Source organism: Halotalea alkalilenta (genome assembly GCF_001648175.1).
GTDB lineage: Bacteria > Pseudomonadota > Gammaproteobacteria > Pseudomonadales > Halomonadaceae > Halotalea > Halotalea alkalilenta_A.
In genome coordinates this window covers 1,010,697-1,023,995 of the sequence record NZ_CP015243.1, presented here as the reverse complement: position 1 = coordinate 1,023,995, position 13,299 = coordinate 1,010,697, and the positions used below count along the sequence as shown (strand labels likewise).

The 13,299-nt window shown below is 54.6% G+C and carries 17 protein-coding genes, 1 tRNA gene and 1 pseudogene; 5 read left to right on the top strand and 14 right to left on the bottom strand.

All coding sequences use genetic code 11. From position 1 onward, the window contains the following. Positions 1–536: 536 nt before the first annotated feature. Both A5892_RS04530 and A5892_RS04525 read right to left on the bottom strand, forming a co-directional pair. Positions 537–995 (bottom strand): DDE-type integrase/transposase/recombinase, encoded by a 459-nt coding sequence (locus tag A5892_RS04530; protein WP_064121790.1) that lies wholly within the window; start codon positions 993–995, stop codon positions 537–539. 17 nt (positions 996–1,012) lie between these two features. After that, positions 1,013–1,219: a hypothetical protein gene (locus A5892_RS04525; RefSeq protein ID WP_064121789.1), complete on the bottom strand. Its 207-nt coding sequence runs from the start codon at positions 1,217–1,219 to the stop codon at positions 1,013–1,015. Between the two features lie 192 nt (positions 1,220–1,411). Between A5892_RS04525 and A5892_RS20170 the strand changes: the two are divergent. Next, positions 1,412–1,550, top strand: a pseudogene (locus A5892_RS20170) (IS3 family transposase); the annotation flags it as partial. Between the two features lie 72 nt (positions 1,551–1,622). On the opposite strand, the gene A5892_RS04520 reads toward A5892_RS20170, so the two are convergent. Further along, positions 1,623–1,877, bottom strand: coding sequence for a helix-turn-helix domain-containing protein (locus A5892_RS04520; protein ID WP_064121788.1), 255 nt, complete (start codon positions 1,875–1,877; stop codon positions 1,623–1,625). A 214-nt stretch (positions 1,878–2,091) separates the two neighbouring features. Between A5892_RS04520 and A5892_RS20165 the strand changes: the two genes are divergently transcribed. Together A5892_RS20165 and A5892_RS20160 are read left to right on the top strand one after the other, a co-directional pair. Then, positions 2,092–2,505 carry a hypothetical protein gene (locus tag A5892_RS20165; RefSeq protein WP_150123484.1) on the top strand — a complete coding sequence of 138 codons (414 nt, stop codon included), beginning with the start codon at positions 2,092–2,094 and terminating at the stop codon, positions 2,503–2,505. A gap of 126 nt (positions 2,506–2,631) precedes the next feature. Then, a complete protein-coding gene (locus A5892_RS20160; protein WP_150123483.1) occupies positions 2,632–3,252 on the top strand; it encodes a hypothetical protein in 621 nt (206 codons plus the stop codon). 407 nt (positions 3,253–3,659) lie between these two features. Here A5892_RS20160 and A5892_RS20155 read toward each other — a convergent pair whose 3' ends face one another. The 4 genes from A5892_RS20155 to A5892_RS20425 form a co-directional block, all read right to left on the bottom strand. Further along, complete coding sequence (locus A5892_RS20155; RefSeq protein WP_150123482.1) at positions 3,660–3,974, bottom strand: hypothetical protein; 315 nt, start codon at positions 3,972–3,974, stop codon at positions 3,660–3,662. Positions 3,975–4,456: 482 nt separating this feature from the next. Further along, complete coding sequence (locus A5892_RS20150; protein WP_150123481.1) at positions 4,457–4,633, bottom strand: ribbon-helix-helix domain-containing protein; 177 nt, start codon at positions 4,631–4,633, stop codon at positions 4,457–4,459. Between the two features lie 595 nt (positions 4,634–5,228). Further along, the gene (locus A5892_RS04510) at positions 5,229–6,998 is read right to left on the bottom strand and encodes a DUF927 domain-containing protein (protein WP_082890276.1); all 1,770 of its coding nucleotides are present in this window, start codon (positions 6,996–6,998) and stop codon (positions 5,229–5,231) included. After that, positions 6,995–7,408: a toprim domain-containing protein gene (locus A5892_RS20425; RefSeq protein ID WP_064121786.1), complete on the bottom strand. Its 414-nt coding sequence runs from the start codon at positions 7,406–7,408 to the stop codon at positions 6,995–6,997. Before A5892_RS20425 ends, A5892_RS04510 begins: the two co-directional genes overlap by 4 nt. Between A5892_RS20425 and A5892_RS20420 the strand changes: the two genes are divergently transcribed. Then, entirely contained in the window at positions 7,397–7,819 is a 423-nt protein-coding gene (locus A5892_RS20420) for a hypothetical protein (protein ID WP_190295654.1), read from the top strand. The genes A5892_RS20425 and A5892_RS20420 overlap by 12 nt on opposite strands. Before the next feature lie 70 nt (positions 7,820–7,889). Here the strand turns inward: A5892_RS20420 and A5892_RS19735 are convergent, their stop codons facing one another. From A5892_RS19735 to A5892_RS04480, 6 genes are all read right to left on the bottom strand, one after another. Beyond that, positions 7,890–8,552, bottom strand: a complete 663-nt coding sequence (locus A5892_RS19735) for a KilA-N domain-containing protein (RefSeq protein ID WP_082890274.1) — start codon at positions 8,550–8,552, stop codon at positions 7,890–7,892. After that, entirely contained in the window at positions 8,549–8,818 is a 270-nt protein-coding gene (locus A5892_RS04490) for a hypothetical protein (protein ID WP_064121783.1), read from the bottom strand. The genes A5892_RS19735 and A5892_RS04490 overlap by 4 nt, the downstream gene beginning before the upstream one ends. A 179-nt stretch (positions 8,819–8,997) precedes the next feature. Beyond that, complete coding sequence (locus A5892_RS20145; RefSeq protein WP_150123480.1) at positions 8,998–9,813, bottom strand: hypothetical protein; 816 nt, start codon at positions 9,811–9,813, stop codon at positions 8,998–9,000. After that, positions 9,797–10,114, bottom strand: a complete 318-nt coding sequence (locus tag A5892_RS20140; protein ID WP_150123479.1) for a hypothetical protein — start codon at positions 10,112–10,114, stop codon at positions 9,797–9,799. The genes A5892_RS20145 and A5892_RS20140 overlap by 17 nt, the downstream gene beginning before the upstream one ends. Positions 10,115–10,497: 383 nt before the next feature. Next, on the bottom strand, positions 10,498–11,733 hold the full coding sequence (locus A5892_RS04485) for a tyrosine-type recombinase/integrase (protein ID WP_064121782.1): 1,236 nt from the start codon (positions 11,731–11,733) through the stop codon (positions 10,498–10,500). Positions 11,734–11,907: 174 nt separating this feature from the next. Next, positions 11,908–11,983: transfer RNA gene (locus A5892_RS04480), tRNA-Thr, on the bottom strand. A gap of 125 nt (positions 11,984–12,108) precedes the next feature. Here A5892_RS04480 and A5892_RS04475 point away from each other — a divergent pair. Next, positions 12,109–13,023: a LysR substrate-binding domain-containing protein gene (locus A5892_RS04475; protein WP_064121781.1), complete on the top strand. Its 915-nt coding sequence runs from the start codon at positions 12,109–12,111 to the stop codon at positions 13,021–13,023. Positions 13,024–13,029: 6 nt separating this feature from the next. Here the strand turns inward: A5892_RS04475 and A5892_RS04470 are convergent, their stop codons facing one another. Beyond that, positions 13,030–13,233 (bottom strand): hypothetical protein, encoded by a 204-nt coding sequence (locus tag A5892_RS04470; protein WP_064121780.1) that lies wholly within the window; start codon positions 13,231–13,233, stop codon positions 13,030–13,032. Positions 13,234–13,299: the final 66 nt, after the last annotated feature.

The following is a 13,299-nucleotide window of genomic DNA, read 5'->3' as shown; positions in this document are numbered from 1 at the left end:
AGGAAGCGGAGGGCGCGATGCTGCTTGCCCAGTCGTGCTGCAGGATGTGCAGCACAGGAAAGGCGTGCGGCAACAGCTGCATAAGTCGAAACTACACCTGCCGCAGGCCGCCCGGTTGTGCCTGTGACAGCTAGGCGCGGAAATTCATATGCCCGCTCAAGCGGCAGGTTCTTGCAGCGGCATCTCGTTTCGAGAATTGCTGCGACTCGTAGTTGGCCCTGACACGACAAGGCCTCCGCAGGTTTCGTGACGACACCTGGGGAGGCCTTGGGGGATGGGGTGGTGCCGGTAATAGGAACCGTACCTGTCTCATAACCCACTGATAGAAATCACAAATCAATCAGGAAATCAAAATAAGCATACGCTAGCGCATACATTTTATCGGCTGCTAGGGCCTCTTGGGACTGTGAGAGAGTCAGGGCAGCGCACCGAGGGGGCGGTAGCCACCATCGTTACCAAGACCGAAGCTCAGCAGCGCTCGACATCATCTTCGATCTTGAACCACCCCGGGAATTCCGGAGGCTATTTGGTGTGAGTCATGCCGCTTGGGCCGACTCGGTAATTTGCTGATAATAGATAGCTTCGGCTTCTGCCAGCGGCATATTTCCGATGGTCTCCAGTAACCGCCGGTGGTTGAACCAGTCCACCCACTCCAGCGTCGCCAGCTCCACGGCCTCCCGATTCTGCCAGAAACGACGATGGATCACCTCGGCCTTGTACAGGCCATTGATGGTCTCGGCCATGGCATTGTCATAGGAGTCGCCCACGCTGCCCACCGAAGGCTCGACCCCAACTTCAGCCAAGCGCTTGGTATAGCGGATCGAGACGTATTGGCTGCCGCGATCCGAATGTACGATCACCTTCTTGGGCATCTGACGGCACCACAGCGCCATCTGGAGCGCCTCCCCGGCTAGGTCGGCGGTCATCCGCTCACCCATCGCCCAGTCGATCACCTTGCGTGAGAATAGGTCGATCGCACCGACAAGTAGAGCCATCCTTCACAGGTCGCCAGTTAGGTGATGTAGCCGGCCCATTTCTGGTTCGGCAACATGGCGGTGAAGTCTTGCCCCAGCAAGTTGGGCGCCACCGGCAGCGAGTGTCGCGAGTTCATCGTCATCTTGAACTTGCGCGCCGCCTTGGCGCGAAGCCCCTGGCGTAGCAGGCTGGCAGCGACGGTCTTGCGATTCACTGCCAGGCCATCGCCAACCAGATCCAGCATCAATCCGGGGGACCTGAGCGCCCCTTCCGACGTTCGTAGGCCTGGGCCACTCGCTGGACGAGAACCGCCTGCTAGCGGCGTCTCGAGGACGGCTCACCGCCACGCTGTCGCTAGGCGTAGTAGCCGCGGCGAGTGATCTTGCCCTACAGCAGTGGACACCTCGTTAAGACAGTACACTGAGGCAAGGTGACCCATGGCGAGCGATTCGAGACCCGGGATGCCGCGGCGACAAGTGTTCGAGTACATCAGGATGGACTACAACCGGCAACGCCGGCACAGTGCCATTGGGATGATCAGCCCGGAGGCCTTCGAGGCTCGAATGATCGCTTAGATCGGTGTCCACGATTGCTCGGTAAGATCACGTCGAGCTACGTGCGCGCGCGTAAGACCGGTCGCGAAATCATCATTCGCAGGGAATGAAAGGAGCCAGTAGGGCCTGAACATCGACTCCTAGCGCACTAGCCAATCGCTCTAGACCATCGATGCTGATGTTGGTCACACACCGCTCCAACTGAGATACGTAGGTACGGTGAAAACCAGCCAATTCAGCCATGCGCTCTTGGCTAAGCTGCCGCTCTTTGCGTAGCCGCTTGAGATTGGCAGCGATCCGCTCTCGGGCGGGTTGCGAAATCTGAGGGGCTTGAGGAGTGTTGTCCATGGCGGCATCGTCGCGCTCTACCGCCAGGGTATCTACAGCATCTAACTCTACTGCTTTTGAATCTCAGCAAAAATCGATTACACTCCAGCAGGACACGCCGACTGCCCTCTTGCATCTAACAGTGCGATGACAGGTGGTCGAGCTCACATGACGTAGTTTAAATATAATTGGAGTTGACTTAATCTTGCCGCCATCCATAAGAGTGAGAAATTTGATGCTTCCTCGCATATTGATTGTTCCTGCTATTTTCATTCCACTTTTGAGTGGGTGTACCACCAATTGGAAACATCCTCAGATCTCCGACCCAACGTATGCCAAGCGCCAACTAACTATAGATGATACCTACTGCACTCAAGCATCTTACGGCTCTGTACCTATGCCACAAGTTCATTATAACAATGTCTATTCTGGAAGTACGAACTTTACCGCATCTGGTTCGTCATTCAATGCAAAGAATGGCACAACCTATAATCAATATCATGGAGTCGTAACAACTATACCTTCACCTGCCAACGCTTTCACTGGAGGAATGGCGAATGGTATGAATTTCGGCATGGCTTTCAGTGCAGCACAAGCAAGAGAGAAAATTTACAAAGGCTGCATGTATAACCTTGGATGGATAGATTAAATTTAAACTCATTTTTGAAAATAGAAAAGTTCCGCTGATTTTTGAAGCCACCATAATATTTACTATAGCCTAGCATATAATAAAATTCGACGATCATTTCCTCCATCGCTTACTTAGAGAAAAAAGATGATTCTATCTATGTCATTAGCTTATGCGCTACCAAGTGCTATATTTATTTTTGTTTTAGTCCTTTTTCCTCTCAGCCTTTTGAGCCCCATCAAAGCTCTAAGCAAAAAGACCATTTTTTCCTCATTCATTTTCGCTTGGTTATTAACCGGCATAGCATTACCATTCAAAAGTGTCGCGTACTATCAAGCCAATGCCTATGAAATGTATTTAATCCAGCTTTTTTTATCTGTAATAACATTGATTTTAATGGGCATTTTGCGTGACAGGCCTAATTTAACCAAATACAGCAAAGAGGTTAATTTTTTGTTAAATAGAAAATATTCTATAACCACTGATTCACGAATCAATTCAAAATTTCCAGCCGTGTTAGCATATGGCGAACTAGTAGACACTGCCCGCAAGGTAAAAATGACTACAGAGGAATGCGCAATGTATATTGCCACTCTTTATCTCTGCGGACTCATTAAAAGCGAGGGAATGAATCCTCATCATGAGGAATTATATAGAAAAATAAAACATTCAGAAGAAGGCCCTCTATTGAGTAAAATATCTAAAAAACGTTATAGTAAATTCACGAAAGAAATTGATAAATATATAGCAACATATAGAGCCCCATGACTGCTTCAGGAATTTTTCACAACATGATCTATAAAAACTCAGTGACGCTTATGATCGATGGAAAATTCGCCGTAATGAAGAGCACGTTATGTACGTACGGCAGACTACAAGCTGGTCGCTAACGTGACTAAGCACGATATCTATGCGCTGAGCATCTTATAGCTGGCGCAAGCGGATCGGAGAGTTAGCACCGCGAGATAAGGCAGGTGAAGAGTCTGAGGTCAGAGGATCAATAGCTATGCAACAAGCCGCCTGTCTATCAAGAATGGAGATGCCCCATTGAAAATTGATAATATGTGCCACAAGTCCGCATAGAATTCACTGAGCGCCAGCGGCGCTGCGAGAGTTTCGTAGCGCCGCTCCGCGTATGGCTTTTTGCAAAAATGGTTAGGGCAATGGATAAAAGATTATGGAAGCAACTTGAACCTGCCGCCACCCAAAGGATCAAGTTCAAACTGAGGTGGCTTATTTCGCTCCCAAGGAATTGGAGGATGGTGGCGTAACAGCCAAGTGCGAATAGCCCGGTTTGGATTATCCGCGATCTCATTACAGGTACGCCAAAAGCCGCCCCTCAGGTGAAAAATCTCCGTCTTTCCATCCATCTCGATGGCGACCTCCTTCCAGGAAGGTGCAAAGTACTGATCTCGATCTCGCTTCTTGATCGAAATGCCAACTATCATGTTGGGGCCTTTCTTACCCGCTGGCCAAGCACTGACTTTCATATGCTCTCCTGACATCACTACCGCCACCAGAACTGTCGTCATAGACAAAAAATAGAAGATCGAGTTCTCACTCGCCCGAGTGATCCCGCACCGTCGCCTACAGTCTCATAGTGCTTGGAACGAGCCTTCCCCTGTAAACTTTTGTGACGGCCTCTGGATTTTAGTTCCATACTGGCACAGAACCGCCATGACCGCAGGATGGGCACTGGGTCATAGCGCCGCTCTGTACTGGCGGCCCTACACGCTTCGCCTTCGATCCTGATTTCGGTGCAATGAATCCACTTGTGGTTTAGTGAATAGAGCATTCCTCCTTATCTCTCCACCATATTGCAGGTCGCAAATTCTTCATGAATGGATTTCACCTCCTAAGTCTAAGCCCTTCACCATATTTTATAGCATACCGACTGCCTGATCGGGTCACCCATCCCATCGTTTTCCACCCTCTTGCGTCAAGGAAAAGTCCTTTAGGGAACTCGGAGTCATCATTCCTGGCAGCGCTGTAACTCTTGCTCGATGGCTTGTCGAACGAATTCGGCACGGTTGCGATGGGTATGGTACTGACCACGATTCATAAGTTTGTCGATCGCATCCACGGTGGACTGCTCGACGCTAACGATCAGGCGGTTAGGTTGGCTTAACTTACGTGGGTTCTTGCTCATGCTGGCCTCTGATGAAATCCCCTCACGCCGACGGGGCTTGAATAGGTAGTGGATGGTATTGGCTCTACCGCCGTGCAGTTAATCCGACATTCCTCGTCGATCGCCTTCCTTGAGTAACTACTCTTCGAACATGCCCAGTGCCTTGCGAAACAATTCATATGCGATCATCGCGCGTCTAACCCATTAAGCAGTCTGGTGACGATTAAGTTGGCCGCTCGGCGGCCAGCATTGTCCTTCCGGATGGCGAATGGCTCAGCATCGAATGCCCCACGCCAAGCTTCGCAGTACTGCTCTGCTAACCGCCCCTGCGTCCTCGGATGGACGCGCTGCATGCCACAATCAATGTGCCGTCGGTCCTCTGGCAGCAAAGGGCAGCGCTCGGCGATCCACGCGACGCCCTGGCTAACGGGCAAGGGGTGAGAGTCGCTGTACTGCAGCCCTGAATCTTTCTCGACTTCTTTCTGTTCCGACGGAACCAATGGAACCGACGGAACCACCGGCAACGACGGGGCCTCTAGAGGTTCCGTCTGTTTTTTGGGTGACGGAGCCGATGGAACCTGACCAGCCGCGATGGCACTAATGACGTCCATCAAGCTCATGATTCGACTTCCCGAAGATGATAAAGCCACTTCGAGGAACCGCTTACCTTCACCTTTTTAGCACGCCCCTTAGGGCCTCTATCCGCCAGCCATCCAGCGACCTCCAGCGCCTCGGAAATACGGGTGATCTCATATCCTGGGGCAGCTCTGCGAAGCCCCTCAGAGGTGAACATCCAGATTCGTCCTTCCGTAGTGTCTCGGTACCAACCAGCGCGATCGCGAACCACTAGCACGTCATCGCCCAGCGCTGAGAACGCCGAGTCACCATGGCGATCGAGAAAGTCGCGAATGCTGTCGAGCACCTTAGTATCTTCGGACTGCCCTTTGCCTCGCTCGGATTGCCAGGCATTGAACAACTCCTGCATAGCGGCAGTTGGCACCCCATGTCCCAAGGGAAGGATGCCGAACTCAATGGCTATTTCCCCCGCCAACGCTACGATGGCGAACCGCTCCGCCCCTCGCATTTCCTGGCCGCTGTCAGCCTGGAACTGCGATTGCAGGGTGGCAAGCATGTCCTTGAGTTTCGATGCTTCGCCAGATTCGATCAGCTTCTCGACGAACAGCGGGCCGACATGCCCGTAGTGAAGAGATGCTGATCGCTGGAGCGCATCGGAGAAGGTTCTTCCGTCAGCTAATCCATGAAGCTCGTCCCAAGCCCCATGAGTTCTCCTGGCGGACACGTCCAGCAGGCGGATTTCCTGGCCGGCTCGAGACTGCTGCCCGCTCTCATTCATATGACCACGCAGGGTCAACTCACCACTGGAAAGCACCACCACGCGCCACCGCCGAGTTGGCCGTGCCGCCCCCGAACGGGTCGCCCGGGCTTTGCCAGTACCGTTAGAGAGCTGATAGATGATGGCACCAATCTCTTTCGGTGATGCCTCTCCGATCTCGTCCAGCGCCAGCAGGCCATCATTGCGCTGGCTAGCGACACCTTCCAAGCCATTCCCTGTTGCCCGCCATGTCCTGACGAACTGACCCGGCTCCCCCCATACCGAGGCCGATACCGAAAGGCAGGTGGTCTTCCCACTCGAGGAGTCGCCCCGGATGTGGAAACCACCACCGGGACGTTGCAGGTGGTACAGAAGCGGCCCTGCCAGCGCCGCACATACAGCCAGCATCAATAGCGGGTTACCCTCGCATTTCTCACCGATCTCCTCCCGCCATGCTCCCAGCGTGCCGCCGTGCCGATAGTCATCGGTATTACCTGCCTCACTCTGGAAAATGGCATCACCCTGGCCGATGCTCTGCCGCGGCATAATGAACAGCTCTGGTGTATGCCAGCCGGTGGATGTGGCGGCAATGACGCAACGCTTGGGACGCTGGCCTTGCAGGTAACTATTCAGGAGGCGATGAGCATTCGGGTCGATTTCCACACCCAAGCCGAGCAACTCGGCCCGCATCGATTCACCCGATCCCGCCAGCAATTGCATCGGCATCGCCCACTCTCGCCAGTTACCCAAGCTGTTGCGAAAGCGGATCAATCGGCCAAATCCAGCATCGCCGTTTGACGTGATCGCCTCTACCTTCAACGGCGAGCAAACTAACCTATCATGCGGCTCGCCATCCTTGGTGTCGTGGTGCCAAACGCCTGCCTGATGCACCTTCCCTCCTATCTCGGTAGGCTCGTCATAGACCGCGAATGATGGCCGTTGGAGTGCAACTCGCCTTTTCTTCGATGCGTCGAGATTGCCATTTACCACCTCATCGCTTTGAGCTTTGAGCGCGGCCTCATCCACCGTTGCCTTGATCTCTTCGTGGGTCATAGCACCACCTTCGCACCGCTCAGCACGGCATCATTGAAGTCGCTTCCCGGATCTCCCGCGGCAAACTCCGGCCAGATGCAAATACCTCCCACAGCACTGGCGGCATCCTTGCCCTTGGTGACACCGGGGTTGCCGGTAGTACTGTGATCGTTGTCGGCACAGACGATGATGGCGATGGATGGATACCGGGCACGCAGGCTCTCTGCGACCGAGCGAAGGTTCCCTGCGTTCATGGCTGCAGCTACCGGAAGGCCCGTGGCTTCATGAAGCGTCATGGCCGTAGCCCAGCCCTCGGCAATCAGCAGCGGGCGATCGAGCGAAAATTCTCCAAAGGAGTGGTAGCAGCCCGTCACGCGTCCACCAGGCCGGAACCGCTTGGTGCCCTGCGGACCGATGAATTGGAAGTTCATCAACCGCTCGCCGTCGCTCAATGGCACCACCAGACGATTACCCTGCTGTCGCAGATAGGCTGGCCCAATGCACTTGTGGACAAGGTAGGGATGCAGTGGATCGGCCTTGGCGAGCGAAGGCCATTCCTGACGGCACATATCGGCCACCAGGGCATGCTGGCGCGCGCGCTCAGCCTCTCGCTCACGCTTGGCCTGCTCCGCCCTTTCACGGGCTTTCTGAGCCATAGCAGGGTCAGGACTGCCATCGGCGAACATGAGGTGCCGCTTGCCGGTGGACCAGTCGCCATGCACACCAAAGTCATGGTGCAGGACGTACCAAAGACGCTTATTGCCACGGTGCCCGTCTGGGTGGTCAAGCCGGTGCACAGCACCATCGTTATCTGGTGTGACCGCGGCTCCATGGTGCTCTAGCATCGAATCTGCCAACTTTCGAAACATGTCTCCGATGCCCCGTGCCGCCACCGCAGGGCTTTTTTTTGGACTAGCCATCGCTCACCCCCGGGCATGCGATCCATGCTAACGCTTTCTCCAGTGCTTCAATCCGGTGGGCGCCAAGAATCAAATGCAACTCGACTGAACGCTGATCTCGCGCCGTCGTACACCAGGCGTTGGTCTTTGCCTGCTGCAACACAGCATCAAGGTTGGATGCCCCCCTCCTAATCAGAGGCGAGCTAGGAACACGGGTCTCGATTAAACGCGCTGAATGGAACTGGCCGCGCGACTTGGTGCTCAGCCCGACACCCCTTAGCCATGGTTGGGCTTCGCGAACCTTCAGCAGTGCAGCAAGCTCCTGCATCTTCTGGGCCGTCAGGTAAAAGCAGATGAACGAATAGCCGACGCTGATGTTTTTGTCACACCACAATGCAGACTCGATCGACAACCAGCGAGCTGGCCTCATAGCGAGTCGAGGATGCAGCAAAGTGCCATCACCTCGATCCAGTCGAGCGCGACAGCTTTTTAAAGAAAGAATTTTCCCGTATCTATTTTCTAAGGCCGTGAGATTGCGGCGCATGTCAGGAAGTCGTAACCAACCGTCGGGCGCTTCCCAAAACATTGCTGTGGCCTGGGTAGCAGGAATCCATGCCTCTGCATTGAAGGCGATTCTATGATCGTAAAACTCCTTGATGATGAGAGATGGGCTCATACTGCACCGTCCTGAACCCGTGCAGCTTCGATCAGCTTGGCGCTATAAGCGTAGACCTCGGCCAAGATGAAGCGCAGAGGTGCATTCTGGCTGTTTCCTTGGCGTATCGCGGCGGGGAAATCAGGGTCTTCTTTGCGCGCACGGTCGAACGAAGTGGAAGGCATGCCGAGGATCGCACACGCTTGGCGCTTGCCGATTTGCACATACTTGGGGTCAAAGTTGCCGAAGGGTATCTTTCCTGAGGCTTTATCTCGATCAGTTCGCATCACAGTCATCTCCTGATTACGCCGTGTGGCGTTATGGACGATTGCAATGCTGAGCTACTGCATAACCCTCAGGGCAATACCCTTAGGGCTTAGGATGAGCACCCTCAGGGCATAGATTCTACCCTAAGGGCAAGCTGCAAGGCGCGCGGTTGCTACGCTCTCATCCTTAGGGTGAAATCCTAAGAGTTTCCTCTTCTGAATGGGCAGGCAACCTTTTCAATGGCATTCACTTCCGCAGTAGACAAGTTTTTCCCATCTTGCCCAAGAAAAGTACTGCGTATGTAGTCCTTAATAGCGATCGACTTGGTACCACCGGCACGTGCTCCATCCCAACTGGCCCAATATTTTCTTTGAGTGGCGATGGCAGCTCCTAAGAGATACTCGGGATGAAGAGGACGGAATTGCCCTATCTCCTCAATTTTAGATCTTAGTTGGGCGATTTCTTCTTCAAGTTCATCCACTTTTTTTCTCAATATATCCATTTCCGGAATACTGGTCTCTATATCAATCTCAGAATTGGGCTTCGAGGAAATAGAAAGGCTAGATGGCTCAGATGAATTTTGCATCAGCTCAGCAAGCGGCCATTCATATCTCGTTTTTTGGCCCCACCTCAAAATAGACTTGTGATCAATCAACCATGTTTGCGGCTCATCATCAATATGGGAACTCGTATTTAGACACTCGACCTCTCCCGCTTCTACAAGATCAACAAAAAACCATATATTTTTAATTAAATTTTCTTTCCCTAATATATTTGTATTGGGATAATGATCGATTGGCTCTTCATTTGCTAGAATCCAAGCCGCCTCATGAATCCTAAGCGCCCCTTTTGCTGCGTAAAGCCTCATCCATTGCTGGACAGGTTTGTAAGGTGCTTGACTCTGATCAGCGGAGAAAAAGTTTGTATCAGACAGAGGAAATCCGGCCTTTGACAATAAAGAAAATATTTCATCCTTTGAAAATAAGAGGTTTTTATAATCAGAATGGTATGTCATCAGAGAAAAGCTCCTCTAAGTCTTTTGTATCATTTGCTAATGCTTCCTCTACGTCCCTGTCAGCATTCGAAATATTTACAAATATTTCATTATACTTGTAAGTTTTGACAAGCTCCGGACCAAGTTTTTCTCTTCGATATAAAGAAGGTACTTCTGGATGATCACTAATTCTTAATGCCGCCGATAGCACATGACGGGCGTCTTGCTCGGAGCATTTATATTGACGAGCTATTGCATTAATCAAATCTTCAACTGAAATAAAACTTCTATAGCGCTCAGCTATTGTCTCTTCTAGTGTCATTCGCGCCACTCCTCACGCTCTCCACAATGAAGAGGCTAGCGGGCGCAGTAGAGTACTGCGTTTTCGGGAGCGACCCTAGCCAGCCAACCTTGCCGCCAACGGACGCTGCCACTGGCTGTATATCCATGACTGATATTCCACCACCGAACGTCCCGCATTGCCACCCAAAGCCGCACCACGCGGTCCCTGGACCACATCGAACGATCAAGGCTGAGTGCTGTATGCCGGTCGGATCAGGCTCTATTGCCGGGTGCTCTGGTTCCGTCGGTTCCGTCACCCAAAAAACAGACGGAACCTCTGGAGGCCGCGCCGCTGCTGACGGTTCCGCCGGTTCCGCCGGTTCCGTTGGTTCCGTCGAAAAGAAATGAAGTCGAAAGAAATCCTCACACTTTGGCTTTGATCGGCACCACGTTGGACTTGCCTTCGATCATGCTGGCGATTTCGTCCGCCCATGCGTTCATCATGGCTCGGCGCTGCTCGAGGTAGGCGGCTTTGTTGTAGACGCCAGCGACACCGCCTTTCTGGTGAGCTAGCTGTGCCTCGATATGGGCCTCGGGATAGCCACGCTCATGGAGGGCGGTGGAAAGGACATGGCGAAAGCCGTGGCCGGTCTGGCGCCCTGCATAGCCAAGGTACGCCAGGCCCTTGTTAATCGCCATGTTGCTCATCGGTTTGCGTGGATCGTTACGGTTGGGGAAGACGTAGCCATAAGCGCTGGTGCGGCCCATCTGCTCTCGCAATAGCTCGACGCTTATGGGTGCCAGCGGAACTGTGTGCGGGCGACGCTTCTTCATCCGCTCGGCAGGGATCAGCCAGATTCCGCGATCCAGGTCGAACTCCTCCCAGCGCGACTCCCTCAACTCAGTAGGACGGCATCCATTGAGCGCCAGCAGCAGCATGGCTGCGCGCACATGGGCACTGCGCGGGTACTGGTCAATAGAGCGGATAAGGGCGGGGAGCTCGCGCAGGGAGACATGGGCGTAGTTGGTGTTCTTGGGCGACTCGACGAAACGCTCGGCACCGCGCACCGGGTTTGCCTGCACCCGTCCGGCGAAGGCGGCCAGATCGAATGCTTCCACCAACGCACGGCGTATCTTGGCGCTAGTCTCATGGATGCCCTGAGCCTCTAGGCCGCGGAAGAACTCCAACATGTATGCGGGCTGTATGCGGGTAATCGGCATGCGCCCCATCGTGGGCAGCACATGCTTGGTGATCGACAGCCATAGCTTGTTGAGGGTGCTAGGCGCCAGCGCGTTAGCCTTCATCTTTTGCCATTCCAGCATCAGCGCTTCGACGGTCTCGCTACGCGCGGCATTCGCTAAGGCTTCCTGCTGCTTCTGGTGCTGACGAGGTGTGGTGCCCTGGGCGATCAAGTCGCGCGCTTCCTGGGCCTTCTGTCTCGCCTCCTTTGGTTTCACCTCGGGATAGGCACCAAGGCCGAGCCAGCTGTACTTGCCGTCGGGCTTCCGGTAGCGCAGCTCCCAGCTTTTTCCACCGTCGGGGCGGACATAGAGATAGAGACCACCACCATCGCGCTCACGGTAAGCCTTCTCCTCAGGCTCGAGGGCGGCGACGGTCTTCTCTGCCAGGGGACGGGCTTTGATCTCGGAGCGTTTCATGGCGGCGATCTATGTATGCGAAGAAAGTTAGTACCTGAAAGCATACACGATCGCATACATAAATCCACGGGGTGGCGTGGTGAAACCTCGAGAGGCCATGGGGGGAGAAAGCCAGAAACGACAAGGCCTCCGCAGGTTTTGTAACGACACCTGAGGAGGCCTTGGGAGATGGGGTGGTGCCGGTAATAGGAGTCGAACCTACGACCTTCGCATTACGAATGCGCTGCTCTACCAACTGAGCTATACCGGCGAGCCGGCGCGTATTTTAATCGCTTCGCTCCAGGCTGAGAAGCCCTTGCACTCGGTCGGGAGAATCGAGCTGAAACGTTCAGTGCGAGTAGCGTAGGATGGCAGGAAATTCATTCGGACTGAACGATGAAAATCGCCCCGCGTCAGCTCAGTATCTTCGTCGCCATCGCTAGCGAAGGCAGTATCACTGCGGCGGCCGAGCGGCTTTACCTGACCAAGCCGGCGGTCAGCATGGCGCTGTCGGAGCTCGAGCGCCAGCTTGGTCATGTGCTCTTCGATCGCCATAAGAATCGCCTCTACATCAATGACCTGGGTAAACGCTTGCTGCCGATGGCGGATGAGCTGCTGGCCCGCCATCGGGAGGTGGAGGCGCTGTTCTCGAGCGATGGCGATGTGCTTCGCGGCCAGCTGCGGATCGGTGCCAGCCATACCATCGGCAACCAGCTGCTGCCGTGGCTGCTGCGCGATTTCCGTGATGCCACCGGCCATCGTGATCAGCGGGTGAGCCTGGCCAATAGCCGTGACGTTTGCGCGGCACTGGAGCGCTTCGAACTCGATATCGGCCTGATCGAGGGGGAGGCCCAGTCGGGCGAGCTCGAGGTGATCGATTGGTGCCGTGACCGGCTGCTGGTGGTCGCCGGCCACGATCACCCGCTAGCCTCGTGGGAGCAGGAAGGGCCGCTGCCGGTGAGCGCGCTGGAGGGGCAGGCGTGGGTGCTGCGCGAGCAGGGTTCGGGTACCCGGGAGCAGTTCATGCGCGCACTGTCGACGCGCCTCGAGCGCTGGGAGGCGAGCCTGGAGCTCAACTCGGCGGAAGCGATCATCAATGCCACCGCGGCGGGGCTCGGCTTGACCTGCGTTTCCGAGCGGGAGGCGAGCCATGCCCTGCGCGACGGTCGGTTGGTGGAACTGGAGATCATGCTCGAGGATGGTTCGAGGCTCGTGATCGAGCGTTTGTTCCACCTGTTGGTTCACCGCGACAAGTATCGAAGCGCGCTGGTCAAGCGCTTCATCGAATTCTGCCTCGCGCGGGAGGAATGAGTCCGCTCAGTCGTCGGCGCCGAACAACCTCAGCACGGTGGCGGAGACCAAGGCTGCGATGGACGCCAGGCACACTACGCCCAGCTGGAGCACATGAGGCCAGGCGGTGAAATTGGGTTCCCACTTGAGCAACGCTACGAATGCATAGCCCGTCACCAGCACCAGGCAACCTGTCGCGAGTGGCAATCGCAGCCTGTTGGTGATCCTCATCTCGTATCTCATCTCGTTCCACGACGTCCGAAAACGTATCGACCGGCGACCACGCGAAGGCGTATC